Here is a 14,657-nt window from a genome sequence, read left to right on the forward strand (position 1 = left end):
GGCTTACTGAGCCGGAGCCGAGGCGCGCTGCTGCTGGAACCACGCGCGTCGCTCGTCGGGGCTCATTGCCTTGATCTTGTCGACCATCTCGGGTGGCACGCGGTCCATCCAGCGCGGGCGCTCGCTGCCGCTATCGCCGGTGCCGCCACCGCTGGCGGCGGCTGCGGCTGCGGCTGCGACGTGGCCAGCACCCGCTGCGCTCGCCCCACTCGCGGCGCCAGCCGCGCCCTGGTTGCGGCCACGCCAGCCACCCGCCCCCGGCGCGCCACCGGCCGGTGCCTTGATGACCTCGGCCTTGCCGCCGTCGCGCAGGCGGTCGGCGCCGTCGATGACGACCTGGTCGCCCGGCTTGAGCTCGCCTTGCACGGCCGTGGACTCGCCGTCCGTCGCCAGGATCTGCACCTTGCGCAGCGCCACGGTGCCGTCGCCCACGACGTAGACGTAGGTGCCCGGCGTGCCACGCTGCACGGCCGCCGTCGGGATGACCAGCACGCCCTTCAACGTGTCCAGCTGCAGCCTCACGTTGACGAACTGGTTGGGGAACAGGCTGCCGTCCTTGTTGTCGAACAGCGCCTTGACCTTGATGGTGCCGGTGCTCGCGTCGATGGCGTTGTCGGTGCTGGCAACGCGGCCTTCGGCCAGCTTGAGCTTGCGCTCGCGGTCCCAGGCCTGCACGGGCAGCGGCTCCTTGTCGCCCAGTTGCTGGCGGATGCGGGCCAGGCGCGCGTCCGGCACGGCGAAGACAACGGCCGCCGGCTGCGTCTGCGCGATGCTGAGGAGGCCGTTGGCGTCGGTGGGCGTCACGTTGTTGCCCAGGTCGGCCTGCTTCAGGCCCGCCTGGCCCGAAATAGGCGCCGTGACGCGCGTGTAGGACAGCTGCAGCTTCGCGTTGTCCAGCGTAGCCTGGTCGGACAGGGCGGTCGCCTCCAGCTGGCGCACCAGCGCCTGCTGCGTGTCCAGCTGTTGGCGCGGCGCAGCCTCCTGCGCGACGAGATCCTTGTAGCGGGCCAGGTCGGCACGGGCGTTTTCCAGCTGCGCCTTGTCACGGGCCAGCGCCGCCAGGGCCTGGTCGCGTGCGATCTCGAAAGGCCGCGGGTCGATGACGGCCAGCAGCTGGCCGGCCTTGACCGGCTGGCCTTCCTTGAAGTGGATGCTCTTGAGTTCGCCACTGACCTTGGCGCGCACGACGGCCGTGTTGGCCGACGCGATGCTGCCGATGGCATCGATGGTGACAGCCAGGTCGCGCCGCTGCACAGTCGCCACCGACACGGGCTGCAACCCGCCGCGGCCGAAGCGGCCGCCGGCACCGCCGGGGCCACCACCCGGGCGCCCACCGCCTGCGCCGGACGCTGCCGACGCCGCGCCGGCCGAGCCTTCCGCACCACCGCTGTCGCGGCCTCTCCACCACCAGAGCGCCGCCGCGACGACGGCAATGACTATGACGATCAGCACCCCTGTGCGGGCCGCGCCGGCCGACTTGCCGCGCTTGGATTCGTTGTTCTGCATTCGGGTCCACTCCTGATGGCGCGCGAGTTTCATGCCGGAATGTAGCTAGAGCATTGCTGGGCGCAAAAGCTAGGATGCCCGCATGATCAAGCTGATGGTGGGCCTGGGCAACCCGGGCGCCGAATACGAAGACACGCGCCACAACGCCGGCTTCTGGTGGATAGATGGGCTGGCCCGCGGCCTCAAGGTGAGCCTGCAGCCCGACAAGGCCTATCACGGCCTGGTGGCGCGAGTGAGCAATGCGCCCGGCGCCAGCGGCCCGATCTGGCTGCTGGAGCCCATGACCTACATGAACCTGTCCGGCAAGTCGGTCGCGGCGCTGGCGCGCTTCTTCAAGATCTCGCCGGAGGAGATCCTCGCCGTGCATGACGAGCTGGACCTCGCACCCGGCGAGATGAAGTTCAAGAAGGGCGGCGGCGACGGCGGCCACAACGGCCTGCGCGACATGCGCGCCCAGCTCGGCAGCGGTGACTTCTGGCGGCTGCGGCTGGGCATCGGCCACCCGGGCCACAAGGCCGAGGTGGCCGGCTACGTGCTGCGCAAGCCGCCGCTGGCCGAGCGCCAGGCGGTGGAGGACTGCATCGAGAAGAGTTACGCCGCCGTCGAGCTGATGCTGCGCGGCGAGATGGACAAGGCCTTGGCAAAGATTCACGCCAAACCGCCGCGCCCCAAGCCCCCCAAACCGCAGCCGCCGGTAGACACTCCGGCCTCATGAAACCCCTGCTGCTGGCCGCCCTCGCCCTCTGCACCGCGCTGCCGGTGCTCGCGCAGACGCAGGTCCGCAGCACCCAGGTCTACCGCTGCGGCCCCGACGGCCGCGACCTGCGCGATTCGCCCTGCCCCGGCGGCGCGGCCGCCAGCAACGTCCACTACGACGAACCCAGTGCCGCCGACAGCCGTGCCGCGCGCGAACGGCAGATGGCCGACGCCAAGCAGGCCGCGGCGCTCGCGGCGGCCCGGCGCGCCAGCGAGGCCGAGGCCCGCCACCAGCGCGCCGCCCACATCGGCCTGCAGCCCGCGGCCACACCGGCCCAGCCGGCCAGCGGCCCGCAGGTCACGCACCTGAAGCCGCCCAAGGTGGCCAAGCCGAAGAAGCCGCACGCGCCCTCGGCCAGGGCCAGCGGCGCCGCTCGATAGAATCCCGCCCGTTGGTGCTCGCGCCCGGCCTCACGCCGGGTGCAGTTCAACGGGAATCAGGAGGGCGAGCGGCCACGCCGCGAACCTAACCTGAGCTGTCCCCGCAACGGTAAGTGGACGAGGCCCTCGCGCCTCGCTGTTCAGCCGAGAAGCCACTGGTGCGCGAGCACCGGGAAGGCACTGAGCAGATGTCCACCAGCCCGGATACCGGCCAACGACGGGGTTTCTTCGGAAGCCGTTTTTCAGCCTTGCTGCGGGGGTCAGCACGGCTGAGCGATCGTTTGCGTCTCTTTTCATGTCCCAAGCTCTCCTCGCGGCCCGCCGGCCGCTGCTGGCCCTGTCCGTCCTGGCCCTGGCCGCGTCCGCTCACGCCCAAATCAACAAGCTCGACACCGTCGTCACCACCGCCACGCGCACGCCGCAGAAGCTGTCGGAAGTGCTGGTCGACCTGACCGTCATCACCCGCGCCGACATCGAGCGCCAGGCCGCCGCCAGCGTGGCCGACCTGCTGCGCAACAACGGCTGCGCCGAGATGGTCCGCAACGGCGGCGCCGCGTCGACCACGTCGGTCTACCTGCGCGGCGCCGAGACCCGCCACACCCTCGTGCTGGTGGACGGCGTGCGTATGGACTCGCAATCCACCGGCGGCGCAAGCTGGCAAGGCATTCCCATCGCGCAGATCGAGCGCATCGAAGTGCTGAAGGGCCCGGCCAGCGCCATCTACGGCTCCGACGCGGTCGGCGGCGTCGTGCAGATCTTCACCCGCAAGGGCGGCGGCAAGACCAGCTTCGACCTTGGCATCGGCGTCGGCAACCTGGGCACGCAGAAGCTGGACGGCGGCGTGTTCGGCAGCGCCGGCATGGTCGACTACGCCGTCACGCTGGCCGGCGAGCGCAGCGACGGCTTCAACGCCACCACGACCGACAACGCCTTCAGCTACGTGCCCGACCGTGACGGCTGGCGCAAGAGCCAGGCTACCGCGCGCCTGGGCGTCCAGTTGGCTGAAGGCCAGCGCGTCGAGGCTGTCATGCTGAGGAGCCACGCCAACGCACAGTACGACGCCAGCAAGTCCAAGCCGCTGGTGGACGACCGCACCAAGCAGGACACCGACGCCGCCCGCCTGGCCTGGACGGCCCAGTGGGCGCCGGCCCTGCAGACGCAGCTCAGCTACGGCGAGTCGCGAGACCGCTACGAGACCACGCCCTCGCCCTACCTGACCGTCACGCACGTCAAGAACCTCGCGCTGAACGGCTCCTACCTGCTCGGCAAGGGCCAGCAGATCAACTTCCTGGGCGAGCGCATCGAGGACGAGCTGGAGAACAGCGGCCTGCTGACCGCCGGCGTCGGCAAGCGCCACCGCAACGCGATGGGCGCGGGCTACCTGTTCACGCAGGGCGCGTTCAGCTTCCAGGCCCATGCCCGCCACGACGATGACAGCCAGTTCGGCGGCGCCGACACCGGCACGCTGCTGGCCGGCTACGAGGTGGCGACCGGCCTGCGCCTCGTCGGCTCCATCGGCAACTCCTTCCGCGCGCCGACGCTGTACCAGCAAGGCACCATCTACGGCCCCGACCTCAGCAAGGGCGCGCAGCCACTCAAGGCCGAGCGCGGCCACAACGTCGAAGTCGGCCTGAAGTACGGCAGCGGCGACACCGAGGCCTCCGCCACGGTCTACCGCAACCGCATCAGCGATCTCATCAACTTCGAGGGCGCGCTGACCACCTGCAACAGCGGCTTCGGCTGCTACGGCAACGTGCCCGACGCGCTGCTGCAGGGCCTGAGCCTGGCCGCCAGCACGCAGGTTTCGCTGCTGCACGTATCGGCCACGCTGGACCTGCAGGCACCCAAGGATGCGACGCCCGCGATCGCCGGCCGCACGAACAACTACGGCAAGCTGCTGGCCCGCCGCGCGCAGCGCCTGGGCACCATCAACGCCGACACCAACCTGGGCGACTGGGTGCTGGGTGCCGGCGTGCAGGCCTCCAGCGCGCGCTTCGACAACGCGGCCAACACCCGCCGGCTGGGCGGCTATGCGCTGGTCAACTTCAGCGCGCAGTACAAGATCAACCGCGATCTGAAGCTGCAGTTCAACGTCGACAACGCCTTCGACCGCGACACGACACTGGCCTACGGCTACGCGTCCGCACCACGCACGGCGCTGCTGACCCTGCGCTGGAACCCCACGCTCTGAGCCCGACGATGATGAGCCCACACGACCTCATCGTCGGCGGCCAGCGCAGCGGCAAGTCGCGCCAGGCCGAGAGGCTGGCGCTGCGCTGGCAGGCCGGCGGAGGCCGCGTGGCCGTCATCGCGACCGCACTGGCCGCCGACGCCGAGATGCGCGCCCGCATCGCCCACCACCGCGCCACGCGGCCGGCGGGCTTCGAGACCATCGAGGCGCCGCTGGCCTTGAGCGCCGCACTGCAGCAGGCAGACGACGAACGCACGCTGCTCGTCGTCGACTGCCTGACGCTGTGGCTCGTCAACTGGCTGATGCCGATCCACGGCGCGGCCGACCGCAACGGCTGGGAGCTGGAGCGGCAGACGCTGCTGGCCCTGCTGCCGCGGCTGGCGTCGCCGGTCGTCTTCGTCTCCAACGAGGTGGGTTGGGGCGTGTCGCCGCTGGGTCGCGAGGTGCGCGACTATGTCGACGAACTGGGCCGGCTGAACCAGGACGTCGCGCGCCACTGCGGCCGGTTGACACTGATGGTCGCGGGCCAGGCCTGGACCCGACCTGTCGAGGATGCTTCCGATGTTTGAACGATTGCTCGCCGCGCTGCTCGTCGCCTGCGCGCTGCCCGCCGTGGCAGTCGAGGTCAAGGACGACCTCGGCACCGTGACGCAGATCGCCACGCCGCCGCAGCGCATCGTCAGCCTGCTGCCGTCGCTGACCGAGACCGTCTGCGAGCTGGGCGCCTGCGCCCGCCTCGTCGGCGTGGACCGCTACTCCAACTTCCCGGCTCAAGTGAACGCGCTGCCCAAGGTGGGCGGCATGGACGACACCAATGTCGAGCTGATCGCGTCGCTGAAGCCCGACGTCGTGCTCGTCGCCGTGTCGTCGCGCGTCAGCGAGCGGTTGCGCGCCCTGGGCATGAAGGTCGTCGCGCTGGAGCCCCGCAGCTACAAGGACGTGCAGCGCGTGCTGGACGTCCTCGGCCGCGTGCTGGGCGTGAACGACGCGCAGCGCGTCTGGCGCTACATCGACGCCGGTGTGAAGGCCGCGGCCAGCAGCGTGCCGGCCCAGGCGCACGGCGTGCGCGTCTACTACGAGGTGGCCAGCGGCCTGTGGGCGGCCGGCGAGTCGTCCTTCATGGGCGAGACGCTGACCCGGCTAGGCGCCGGCAACATCATCCCAGCCAACCTGGGGCCCTTCCCCAAGATCAACCCGGAGTTCGTCGTCAAGGCGAACCCGGCCCTCATCATGATCGGCTCGCGCGGTGCCGAGGGCCTCGCGCAACGGCCCGGCTGGGACCGCATCGACGCAATCAGGCGCGGCCGCGTCTGCGTCTTCAAGCCGGAGGAAGGCGACATCCTGTCCCGCCCCGGCCCGCGCATGGCCGAGGCGGCGCAGATCATGGCGCGCTGCCTGCGCGAGAAGGCGTCGTGATGAACCTGCGCCCCGGTCTGCTGCTCGCACTGCTGCTGGCCGTCGGCGCAGCCGGTGTCGTTGCCGGCGTGATGACCGGCAGCACCGGCTGGGCCGACCTGACCGACGACCGCATGAGCGTCATCCTTTGGGAGATCCGCCTGCCGCGGTCCCTCGGCGCCTGGTGGGCCGGCGCGCTGCTGGGCATGGCCGGCGCGATGTCGCAAGGCCTGTTCCGCAACCCGCTGGCCGACCCCTACCTGCTGGGCAGCGCATCGGGCGCCGGCCTGGCCGTGGCCGTCGCGCTGGCGCTGACAGGCGTGTCGCCGCAGACCTCGTCGCTGCTGGCCCACGTGGGCCTGACCGGCATCGCCTTTATCGGCACGCTAGTGGGCGTGGGCCTCACCCTCATCCTCGCCCGCGGCGTCGAGCAGACGCTGCGGCTGCTGCTGGCCGGCGTCGTCGTCGGCGTCGTGCTGAACGCGCTGACCGGCCTGGCCACGCTGTGGGCGCCGGACATCCTGCGTGCGATGCAGGCCTTCCTGCTCGGCAACACCGGGCTGCTGGGCTGGAGCAGCGTCACGGTCATGACGGCCTGCGGTGTCGCCGCGCTGCTGATCGGCCTGCTGGCCAGCCCGGCACTGGACGCGCTGACGCTGGGCGAGGCCACGGCCGCGTCGCTGGGCGTGCGCATGGGCCTGGTGCGGCTGCTGCTGATCCTCGCGTTCGCGCTCGCCACGGGCGCGGCGGTCGCGCAGACGGGCATCGTCGCCTTCGTCGGGCTCGTCGCACCGCACCTCGTGCGCACCGTCTGCCCGACGCTGCACGGCCGGTTGATCGGCCTGTCCGCCGCGGCCGGCGGCGCGCTGCTGCTGGCGGCCGACGTGCTGGCGCGCGGGCTGATGCGGCCACAGGAGTTGCCCGTCGGTTTGGTGACGGCGCTGCTGGGTGGCATCTATCTGCTCGTCCTCATGCACCGCCGCGGAGCCCCGAAGCGATGAGCGCGCTGCACGCCCGGATCGACCGCGTCCGCATCGACGGCCGCGACCTCATCAGCGACGTCACGCTGGACGTGCCGGCTGCCCGCTGGACCGCCATCGTCGGCCCCAACGGCGCCGGCAAGTCCACGCTGCTGCGCGCCGTCGCCGGCCTGCAGAAGTGCGATGGCGCCGTGCTGCTGGCGGGCCGCCCGCTGCACGACTGGCCCAGCCGCGAACGCGCCCGCCAGCTCGCCTGGATGGGGCAGCAGGAAACCGGCGCCGACGACCTGCTGGCGCTGGACGTCGTCCTGCTGGGCCGCCTGCCGCACCGCCCGTGGCTGGCGCCGCCCACGGCGGCCGACCACGCCGCCGCGCAGGCCGCGATGCAGTCCACGCAAAGCTGGGACTGGCGCGAGCGGCGCCTGGGCTCGCTGTCGGGCGGCGAGCGCCAGCGCGTGCTGCTGGCCCGTGCGCTGGCCGTCGACGCGCCGCTGACGTTGATGGACGAGCCGCTGGCCCACCTGGACCCGCCGCACCAGGCCGAGTGGATGGCGCTCGTCCGTGCCCGCGTGGCCGCCGGCCACAGCGTCGTCAGCGTGCTGCACGAACTTCACCTCGCGCTGCAGGCCGACCATCTCGTGCTGATGGCCGACGGCCGCATCGTCCACACCGGCGCGCCGGCCGACACCGCCACGCACGACGCGCTGCGCCGCGTGTTCGGCCCGCGCCTGCACATCGCACAGCTTGATGGGCGCTGGATCGCCCTGCCTTTATGACCTCCTGCCGAGCCCTCTTCATCAGCGCCCCGTCCTCCGGGTCGGGCAAGACCTGCGTCACCGCCGCCATCGCACGCAGCCAGGTTCGACGCGGCCGGCGCGTGCGCGTCTTCAAGACCGGCCCCGACTTCCTCGACCCCAGCATCCTGGAGCGGGCCAGCGGTGCACCGGTCTACCAGCTCGACCTGTTCATGGGCGGCTTCGCCCATTGCCAGGCGCTGCTGGCCCAGGCCGCCCGCGAGGCCGACCTCATCCTCATCGAAGGCGTCATGGGCCTGTTCGACGGCAAGCCCAGCGGCGCCGACCTGGCCGCCGCCTTCGGCCTGCCCGTCGTCTGCGTCATCGACGCCTCGGCCATGGCGCAGACCTTCGCGGCGCTGGCCACCGGCCTCGCGCGCTTCCGGCCCGACGTGCGGCACTACGGCGTCATCGCCAACCGCGTCGGCGGCCAGGCGCACGCCCGCATGGTGGCCGAAGGCCTGCCCGGCGAGCTGCCGCTGATCGCGGCACTGCCGCGCGAACCGCGGCTCATCCTGCCCGAGCGCCATCTGGGCCTGGTGCAGGCGCTGGAGCAGCCGGGCCTGGACGCGCAGCTGGACGCCTGGGCCGACACCTGGGACGCCGCGCTGCTGCCCAACTTCGTGTTCGAGCCGCAGACCATCGAGGACGCCATCGAGACGGCGCCCGCACCGCTGCTGGCAGGCCGGCGCATCGCCATCGCGCGCGACGCGGCGTTCGGCTTCATCTACGCCGCCAACGTGGACACGCTGCGCGCGCTGGGCGCCGAGCTGGCGTTCTTCTCGCCGCTCAAGCACGAGCCGTTGCCGGCCTGCGATGCCGTCTGGCTGCCGGGCGGCTACCCCGAGCTGTACGCCGACAGACTGGCCGCTCACCCGACGCTGGCCGCCGCGCTGGCCGCCCACGTGGCCCGCGGCAAACCGCTGCTGGCCGAATGCGGCGGCATGCTGGCGCTGCTGGACGAGCTGACCGACGCGGCCGGCGACGCCCACCCCATGGCCGGCCTGCTGCCCGGCCGCGCCCATGTGCAGCAGCGCCTCGCCGCCTTGGGCCTGCAGGCCATCAACTGGCCCGAGGGTCCGCTGCGCGGCCACAGCTACCACTACTCCACGCTGGACACGCCGATGACGCCCATCGCCACGGCCACCAACCCCAACGGCGGCAAGACCGCCGAGGCGCTGTACCAGCAGGGCTCGCTGCGCGCGAGCTATGTGCACCACTACTTCCCGTCCAACCCCGAGGCCATCGCGGCTTTCTTCAAGGGCTGACCCATGGAAATCGAAAAGCCGCCCGTCGACCGCGAACGCGTCATCCCCACCGGCGAGCGCCGCGGCCTCGTGCTCGTGCACACCGGCGACGGCAAGGGCAAGAGCACGGCGGCGTTCGGGCTCGCGCTGCGCGCCCATGGCCGCGGCAAGCCGGTGCTGATCTACCAGTTCATGAAGGTGCCCAGTGCCCGCTTCGGCGAGCACCGCGTCTTCGAGCAACTGGGCGTGCCCATCATCGGCCTGGGTGACGGCTTCTCGTGGAAGAGCAAGGACCTCGAGCACAGCGCCGCGCTGGCTCGCGAGGGTTGGGCACGAGCCGAGGCCACCATCCGCAGCGGCGACCACTTCCTCATCGTGCTGGACGAGATCATGTATCCGCTGCGCTACGGCTGGGTGCCGCTGGACGGCGTGCTGGCCTGCCTGCGCGAGCGCCCCGCCCACGTGCACGTCGTGCTGACCGGGCGCGGCGCGCCGGCCGAGCTGATCGAGCTGGCCGACACGGTGACCGAGATGACGATGGTCAAGCACCACTACAAGGCCGGCGTGCCGGCGCAGCGGGGGATCGAGGATTGACCACCTTGGTTGTGTGCACCACATGCGCCGACGGCCAGGGCCAGGCGCTGCTGGAGGCCGTCGAGAACGAAGCGCTGGCGCGCGACGTCACGCTGCCCGTCCGCGGCCAGGCCTGCATGGCCGCCTGCAAGCAGAGCTGCACGGCGGCGCTGCAAGGCGCGGGCAAGCACAGCTATCTGTTCGGGCAGCTGGCACCGGACGCGACCTGCGTCGACGCGCTGCTGGCCGTGGCCACGCAGCATGCCGAGCCGGGCGAAGGTCTGCTCGCGTGGAGCCGCCGGCCCGAGCGGCTGAAAAGCGGCCTGATCGCGCGGCTGCCGCCGCTGGGCTGACGCCATGTCGACGGCCGTGCTGCTGCCTCTGGCGATGGTCGTGGCCTTGCTGATCGACCGGCTCGGCGAGCCACCGACCTGGGCACACCCGGTCGTCGGCATGGGCCGCTACCTGGGCTGGTTCAGGCTGACGAAGCTGCCGCCGGCCGCGGCCTTCATCGCCGGGGCGCTGGCCTGGCTGGTGGGTGCGACGCTGGTGGCCTTCGTGTCGCTGTGGGCGAGCGGCTGGGTGCTGCTCAAGCTGCAGCCCGCAGCCGCACCGTGGCGCCTCGTCGCGACCGCCGCGGCGCTAGGCCTGCTGCTGAAGCCGCTGCTGGCCTGGCGCATGCTGGCCGACGAAGCGATGGCGGTGGAAGCGGCGCTGCGCGAGTCGCTGGACGCCGGCCGTGCACGGCTGTCGCGCATCGTCAGCCGTGACACGACAAAGCTGACCGAGACCGAGGTGCGCGAGGCCGCCATCGAGACGCTGGCCGAGAACCTGAACGACTCGGTCATCGCGCCGCTGTTCTGGTTCGCCATCGCCGGGCTGCCGGGCGCCGCGGTCTACCGCTTCGCGAACACGGCGGACGCGATGTGGGGCTACCGGGACGAGCGCGAGTGGAGCGGCAAGTGGGCCGCACGCGCGGACGACATGCTGAGCTGGCTGCCGGCGCGGCTGACGGCGCTCGTGCTGCTGCCGCCGTCGCTGCCGGCACTGGTGCGCGAGGCTCGCCGCACGCCGTCGCCCAACAGCGGCTGGCCGATGGCGGCGATGGCGCTGCGGCTGGGCCTGCGCCTGGGCAAGCCGGGCGTCTACGTGCTGCACGCCGACGGCCGGTCGGTGGCACCCGACGACCTGCACGCGGCGCGCGCCGTGGCGTGGCACGCTGTCGTCATCGGCGCCGCCCTGGTCGCCACGCTCGCCTGGACGCTCCGGTCATGACCATTCCGCTGCTGCCCGAACACGGCGGCCCCGACGACGGGCCGGCCGCGGCGTTCGATTTCTCGACCAATGCCAGCCCGCTGGGCCCGCCACCCGCGCTGCTGGCCGCCGTGCAGGCCGCCGACCGCCGCAGCTATCCCGACCCTGGCTACCGCGCGCTGCGCCGCCTGCTCGGTGATGAAGACCTCGTGCTGCCGACGGCCGGCGGCGCCGAAGGCATACGCCGCCTGACGCTGGCCGCGATGCTGGCCGGCCGCCGCGAGGTGTGGGTGCCGCAGCCGGGCTTCGGCGACTACGCGCTCGCCGCGCAGGCGCTTGGCCTGGCCGTGAAGCCCTACGCCGAGCCGGCCGACATCCGCCCCGCCGCGCCGGCGCTGGTGTGGATCTGCGAGCCCTGCAACCCGACCGGCGCAAGCGTCGCGGCCTGGCCAGAGCTGGACGCGCTGGTCATCGTCGACCGCGCCTACGAGCCGCTGCGTCTGCAGGGCGACACACCCGCGCTTCCGCCCGGCGCGTGGCAGCTCGTCTGCCCGAACAAGGCACTGGGGTTGACCGGCATCCGTGCGGGCTACGTCATCGCACCGGCTGCCGATGAGGTCTGGGCCCGCGCGCTGTCGCTGGCGCCCAGCTGGGTGCTGTCGGCCGAAGGCGTCGCGCTGCTGACGCACTGGCCCAGCACCGACACGCAGGCCTGGCTGGCCGACGCCCGCACCACGCTGCGCCGCTGGACCACCGCCCAACGCGCGCTGCTGGCCGACCTGGACTGGCTGCAGCGGCCGAGCTGCACGAACTTCTGGCTGGCCCGCCCGCCACGCCCCGACTACGCGCCGAGGCTGCGCGAGCGCGGCATCCGCGTGCGCGATGCGTCCAGCTTCGGTCTGCCCGGCTGGGTGCGACTGTCCACACAACCACCGGCCGCGCAGCAGGCGCTGCAGCAGGCCTTGCTGGAAATCGAGGGAGAGGATTCATGAGCAGAGGAAAGGCTGTCATGGTGCTGGGCACCACCAGCGGTGCCGGCAAAAGCTGGCTGGCCACCGCGCTGTGCCGCTGGTACGCGCGGCAGGGCCTGAAGGTGGCGCCGTTCAAGGCGCAGAACATGAGCAACAACGCGCGCGTCGTGCCCGGCCTGAACGGGCTGATGGGCGAGATCGGCAGCGCGCAGTACTTCCAGGCGCTGGCCGCGCGCCGCGTGCCCGAGGTGCGCATGAACCCCGTGCTGCTCAAGCCCGAGGCCGACACGCAGAGCCAGGTCGTCGTGCTGGGCGAAGTGGACGCGCAGCTCTCAAGCATGCCCTGGCGAGAGCGCAGCGCGCTGCTGAAGCCGCGCGCCCGCGCCGCGCTGCACGAGCTGATGAGCGAGAACGATGTCGTCGTCATCGAGGGCGCGGGCTCGCCGGCCGAGATCAACCTCGCACCCAACGACTACGTGAACCTCGGCACCGCGCGCGACGCGCGGGCGGCCTGCCTGATCGTCACCGACATCGACCGTGGCGGCGCCTTCGCCCATCTCTACGGCACACACCAGCTGATGCCCGAGGACGTGCGCACGCAGGTCAAGGGCTTCGTGCTGAACCGCTTCCGCGGTGATGCCGGCCTGCTGGCCCCCGGCCCCGAGCAGCTGGCGCACCTGACCGGCGTGCCCACCATCGCGACGCTGCCGATGTGGCGCGGCCACGGCCTGCCGGAGGAGGACGGCGTGTTCGACGACGCGAGCACTGGCAGTGGCGGCCACGGCGGCGGCAGCCTGCACATCGCCGTCGTGGCCTACCCGCGGCTGTCCAACCTCGACGAATTCCAGCCGCTGCGCCAGCTGCCCGGCGTGCGGCTGTCGTGGGCACGCGAGCCGCGCGACCTGCAAGGTGCGGACTGGATCATCCTACCCGGCAGCAAGTCCACCGCGGCCGACCTGGCCTGGCTGCGCGCCCAGAAGCTGGACGTGGCCATCAACAGCCACCGCGGCCGCGTGCTGGGCATCTGCGGCGGCCTGCAGATGCTGGGCGAGGCGCTGATCGACACGCACGGCGTGGACGGCAACGCGCCGGGGCTGGGGCTGCTGCCGCTGGTCACGGCCTTCGAGCGCGACAAGCTGCTGCAGAACACGACGCTGCACTTCGGCACGACGGAAGGACCCTGGGCTGCACTGGCCGGCCTGCAGGCCGAGGGCTACGAGATCCGCCACGGCCGCACGCAGCCCCACCCGGGCCTGCCGCCGCCGCAGGTCGCGCTGCGCAACGCCGCGGGTGAGGCCATCGGCTGGCAGGCCGGCCGCGTGCTGGGCGTCTACGCCCACGGCCTGTTCGAGCAACCGGCCGTGCTGCAGGCGCTGTTCGGCCAGACCGGCCGGCCGCTGGACGCGGTGTTCGATGGCCTCGCGGATTTCATTGACCTGCATTTCCAACCGGGCAAGATCGCGGGCCTGATCGCCTGAAGGAGAGCCCATGCGCCGCCTGCTCGCCGCCGCCCTGATCGCCGCACCCATCGCCGCCCACGCCTGGGGCCCGGACGGCCACCAGACCGTCGCGACCCTTGCCGCCGGCCTCATCAAGGGCACGCCGGCCGAGGCCCGCGTGGCGGCGCTGCTGGGTGACCTGACGCTGCCGCAGGTGGCCGTGTGGGCCGACTGCGCCAAGGGCATCGCGCCGGGCAAGGACTACACCTACCCCGCGCCGGGCAAGTACGCCGACTGCGCGCCGCTGGAGACGCCGGCCCGCATCGCCGAGATGGCCGATTACGTGAGGCGCAACGACAGGCAGTGCCAGATCGGCATGGACGAGGACAGCTGCCACCGGCAGACCCATTACGCCGACATCGCGCTGCAGCGCAGCCGCTACGCGCTGGGCTTTGTCGGCACGCGCAGCGACGACGTGGTCGGCTCGCTGCGCCAGGCCATCCTGGTGCTGCAGGGCAAGCCGACGACCGGCCAGCCCAACTTCAAGAGCCCGCGGGAGGCGCTGCTGGTGCTGGTGCACCTGGTGGGCGACATCCACCAGCCGCTGCACGTCGGCGCGCCCTACCTCGACGCGCAGGGCCGACGCGTCGACCCCGACAAGACCGGCCTGGACCCGGCCAGCTTCACAGTGGGTGGCAACAGCCTGTGGATCGTTGCAGCCACGCCGGCCACACCGCCGTCCGCGCCGGCCAAGGCCGGCAACCCCGCCGAAGCCGCGCCCGAAGGGCTGGCTGGCGCCGGTTTCGGGCCGGTGAAGCTGCACACGATCTGGGACGGTGTGCCCGACAAGCTCAAGCCCGAGCGCGTCGACGCCGCCTGGCTGGCGCAGGCGCGCAAGGTCCACACCAACCTCGGCGACCCGGCCGACTGGCCCGCACGCTGGGCCACGCAGTCGCTGGAGCAGGCCGGCACGGCCTATGAAGGCCTGAAGTTCTCGGCCCGCCAGGGCTCGCATTGGACCGTCAGCCTGCCCAGCGGCTACAGCGCCAGGGCGGATGCGATCAAGCGACAGCAGCTGACGCTGGCGGGGGCAAGACTGGCGTTCGTCCTGAAGGCCGTGTTCCCTAACTAGGTGACACGCCTGGCCGCGCTGCCCCTCACCGCGCCGCT

The 14,657-nt window shown here is 72.1% G+C and carries 15 protein-coding genes and 1 riboswitch; of the genes, 14 read left to right on the forward strand and 1 reads right to left on the reverse strand.

The annotated features are described in order from the left end of the window. Positions 1-3 precede the first annotated feature (3 nt). The gene (locus ACG04R_RS18295; protein ID WP_394413936.1) at positions 4-1,506 is read right to left on the reverse strand and encodes an MdtA/MuxA family multidrug efflux RND transporter periplasmic adaptor subunit; all 1,503 of its coding nucleotides are present in this window, start codon (positions 1,504-1,506) and stop codon (positions 4-6) included. Positions 1,507-1,588: 82 nt separating this feature from the next. On the opposite strand from ACG04R_RS18295, the gene pth reads away from it, so the two are divergent. The 14 genes from pth (at position 1,589) to ACG04R_RS18365 (ending at position 14,619) form a co-directional block, all read left to right on the forward strand. Beyond that, positions 1,589-2,221: an aminoacyl-tRNA hydrolase gene (gene pth, locus ACG04R_RS18300; RefSeq protein WP_394413939.1), complete on the forward strand. Its 633-nt coding sequence runs from the start codon at positions 1,589-1,591 to the stop codon at positions 2,219-2,221. Next, the gene (locus ACG04R_RS18305) at positions 2,218-2,643 is read left to right on the forward strand and encodes a hypothetical protein (RefSeq protein ID WP_394413942.1); all 426 of its coding nucleotides are present in this window, start codon (positions 2,218-2,220) and stop codon (positions 2,641-2,643) included. Before pth ends, ACG04R_RS18305 begins: the two co-directional genes overlap by 4 nt. Beyond that, a riboswitch (cobalamin riboswitch) is annotated at positions 2,639-2,873 on the forward strand. Its footprint overlaps the gene before it by 5 nt. 65 nt (positions 2,874-2,938) lie before the next feature. Further along, complete coding sequence (locus ACG04R_RS18310) at positions 2,939-4,834, forward strand: TonB-dependent receptor domain-containing protein (RefSeq protein WP_394413945.1); 1,896 nt, start codon at positions 2,939-2,941, stop codon at positions 4,832-4,834. 8 nt (positions 4,835-4,842) lie between these two features. Continuing rightward, complete coding sequence (gene cobU / locus ACG04R_RS18315) at positions 4,843-5,403, forward strand: bifunctional adenosylcobinamide kinase/adenosylcobinamide-phosphate guanylyltransferase (protein WP_394413948.1); 561 nt, start codon at positions 4,843-4,845, stop codon at positions 5,401-5,403. Next, a complete protein-coding gene (locus tag ACG04R_RS18320) occupies positions 5,387-6,250 on the forward strand; it encodes an ABC transporter substrate-binding protein (protein WP_394413951.1) in 864 nt (287 codons plus the stop codon). Before cobU ends, ACG04R_RS18320 begins: the two co-directional genes overlap by 17 nt. Continuing rightward, entirely contained in the window at positions 6,250-7,230 is a 981-nt protein-coding gene (locus tag ACG04R_RS18325) for a FecCD family ABC transporter permease (protein WP_394413954.1), read from the forward strand. The genes ACG04R_RS18320 and ACG04R_RS18325 overlap by 1 nt, the downstream gene beginning before the upstream one ends. Then, positions 7,227-7,985, forward strand: coding sequence for an ABC transporter ATP-binding protein (locus ACG04R_RS18330; RefSeq protein ID WP_394413957.1), 759 nt, complete (start codon positions 7,227-7,229; stop codon positions 7,983-7,985). The genes ACG04R_RS18325 and ACG04R_RS18330 overlap by 4 nt, the downstream gene beginning before the upstream one ends. Further along, on the forward strand, positions 7,982-9,271 hold the full coding sequence (locus ACG04R_RS18335; protein WP_394413960.1) for a cobyrinic acid a,c-diamide synthase CobB: 1,290 nt from the start codon (positions 7,982-7,984) through the stop codon (positions 9,269-9,271). The genes ACG04R_RS18330 and ACG04R_RS18335 overlap by 4 nt, the downstream gene beginning before the upstream one ends. A gap of 3 nt (positions 9,272-9,274) precedes the next feature. Further along, a complete protein-coding gene (cobO, locus tag ACG04R_RS18340; protein ID WP_394413963.1) occupies positions 9,275-9,844 on the forward strand; it encodes a cob(I)yrinic acid a,c-diamide adenosyltransferase in 570 nt (189 codons plus the stop codon). Then, a complete protein-coding gene (locus ACG04R_RS18345) occupies positions 9,841-10,176 on the forward strand; it encodes a DUF1636 family protein (protein ID WP_394413966.1) in 336 nt (111 codons plus the stop codon). The genes cobO and ACG04R_RS18345 overlap by 4 nt, the downstream gene beginning before the upstream one ends. 4 nt (positions 10,177-10,180) lie before the next feature. Further along, positions 10,181-11,098 (forward strand): adenosylcobinamide-phosphate synthase CbiB, encoded by a 918-nt coding sequence (gene cbiB, locus ACG04R_RS18350; RefSeq protein WP_394413969.1) that lies wholly within the window; start codon positions 10,181-10,183, stop codon positions 11,096-11,098. Beyond that, positions 11,095-12,069 (forward strand): aminotransferase class I/II-fold pyridoxal phosphate-dependent enzyme, encoded by a 975-nt coding sequence (locus tag ACG04R_RS18355; protein ID WP_394413972.1) that lies wholly within the window; start codon positions 11,095-11,097, stop codon positions 12,067-12,069. The genes cbiB and ACG04R_RS18355 overlap by 4 nt, the downstream gene beginning before the upstream one ends. Next, positions 12,066-13,526 (forward strand): cobyric acid synthase, encoded by a 1,461-nt coding sequence (locus ACG04R_RS18360; protein WP_394413975.1) that lies wholly within the window; start codon positions 12,066-12,068, stop codon positions 13,524-13,526. Before ACG04R_RS18355 ends, ACG04R_RS18360 begins: the two co-directional genes overlap by 4 nt. A gap of 10 nt (positions 13,527-13,536) precedes the next feature. Then, a complete protein-coding gene (locus ACG04R_RS18365) occupies positions 13,537-14,619 on the forward strand; it encodes a S1/P1 nuclease (RefSeq protein WP_394413978.1) in 1,083 nt (360 codons plus the stop codon). The last annotated feature ends 38 nt before the right edge of the window (positions 14,620-14,657 follow it).

The sequence above is a fragment of the Pelomonas candidula genome (assembly GCF_043555985.1).
GTDB classification, from domain to species: domain Bacteria; phylum Pseudomonadota; class Gammaproteobacteria; order Burkholderiales; family Burkholderiaceae_C; genus Pelomonas; species Pelomonas candidula.

Excerpts from the sequence above, each read along its gene's own strand:
- ACG04R_RS18295 (WP_394413936.1), bottom strand. The coding sequence starts at position 1,506 with ATGCAGAACAACGAATCCAAGCGCGGCAAGTCGGCCGGCGCGGCCCGC.
- pth (WP_394413939.1), top strand. The coding sequence starts at position 1,589 with ATGATCAAGCTGATGGTGGGCCTGGGCAACCCGGGCGCCGAATACGAA.
- ACG04R_RS18305 (WP_394413942.1), top strand. The coding sequence starts at position 2,218 with ATGAAACCCCTGCTGCTGGCCGCCCTCGCCCTCTGCACCGCGCTGCCG.
- ACG04R_RS18310 (WP_394413945.1), top strand. The coding sequence starts at position 2,939 with ATGTCCCAAGCTCTCCTCGCGGCCCGCCGGCCGCTGCTGGCCCTGTCC.
- cobU (WP_394413948.1), top strand. The coding sequence starts at position 4,843 with ATGATGAGCCCACACGACCTCATCGTCGGCGGCCAGCGCAGCGGCAAG.
- ACG04R_RS18320 (WP_394413951.1), top strand. The coding sequence starts at position 5,387 with ATGCTTCCGATGTTTGAACGATTGCTCGCCGCGCTGCTCGTCGCCTGC.
- ACG04R_RS18325 (WP_394413954.1), top strand. The coding sequence starts at position 6,250 with ATGAACCTGCGCCCCGGTCTGCTGCTCGCACTGCTGCTGGCCGTCGGC.
- ACG04R_RS18330 (WP_394413957.1), top strand. The coding sequence starts at position 7,227 with ATGAGCGCGCTGCACGCCCGGATCGACCGCGTCCGCATCGACGGCCGC.
- ACG04R_RS18335 (WP_394413960.1), top strand. The coding sequence starts at position 7,982 with ATGACCTCCTGCCGAGCCCTCTTCATCAGCGCCCCGTCCTCCGGGTCG.
- cobO (WP_394413963.1), top strand. The coding sequence starts at position 9,275 with ATGGAAATCGAAAAGCCGCCCGTCGACCGCGAACGCGTCATCCCCACC.
- cbiB (WP_394413969.1), top strand. The coding sequence starts at position 10,181 with ATGTCGACGGCCGTGCTGCTGCCTCTGGCGATGGTCGTGGCCTTGCTG.
- ACG04R_RS18355 (WP_394413972.1), top strand. The coding sequence starts at position 11,095 with ATGACCATTCCGCTGCTGCCCGAACACGGCGGCCCCGACGACGGGCCG.
- ACG04R_RS18360 (WP_394413975.1), top strand. The coding sequence starts at position 12,066 with ATGAGCAGAGGAAAGGCTGTCATGGTGCTGGGCACCACCAGCGGTGCC.
- ACG04R_RS18365 (WP_394413978.1), top strand. The coding sequence starts at position 13,537 with ATGCGCCGCCTGCTCGCCGCCGCCCTGATCGCCGCACCCATCGCCGCC.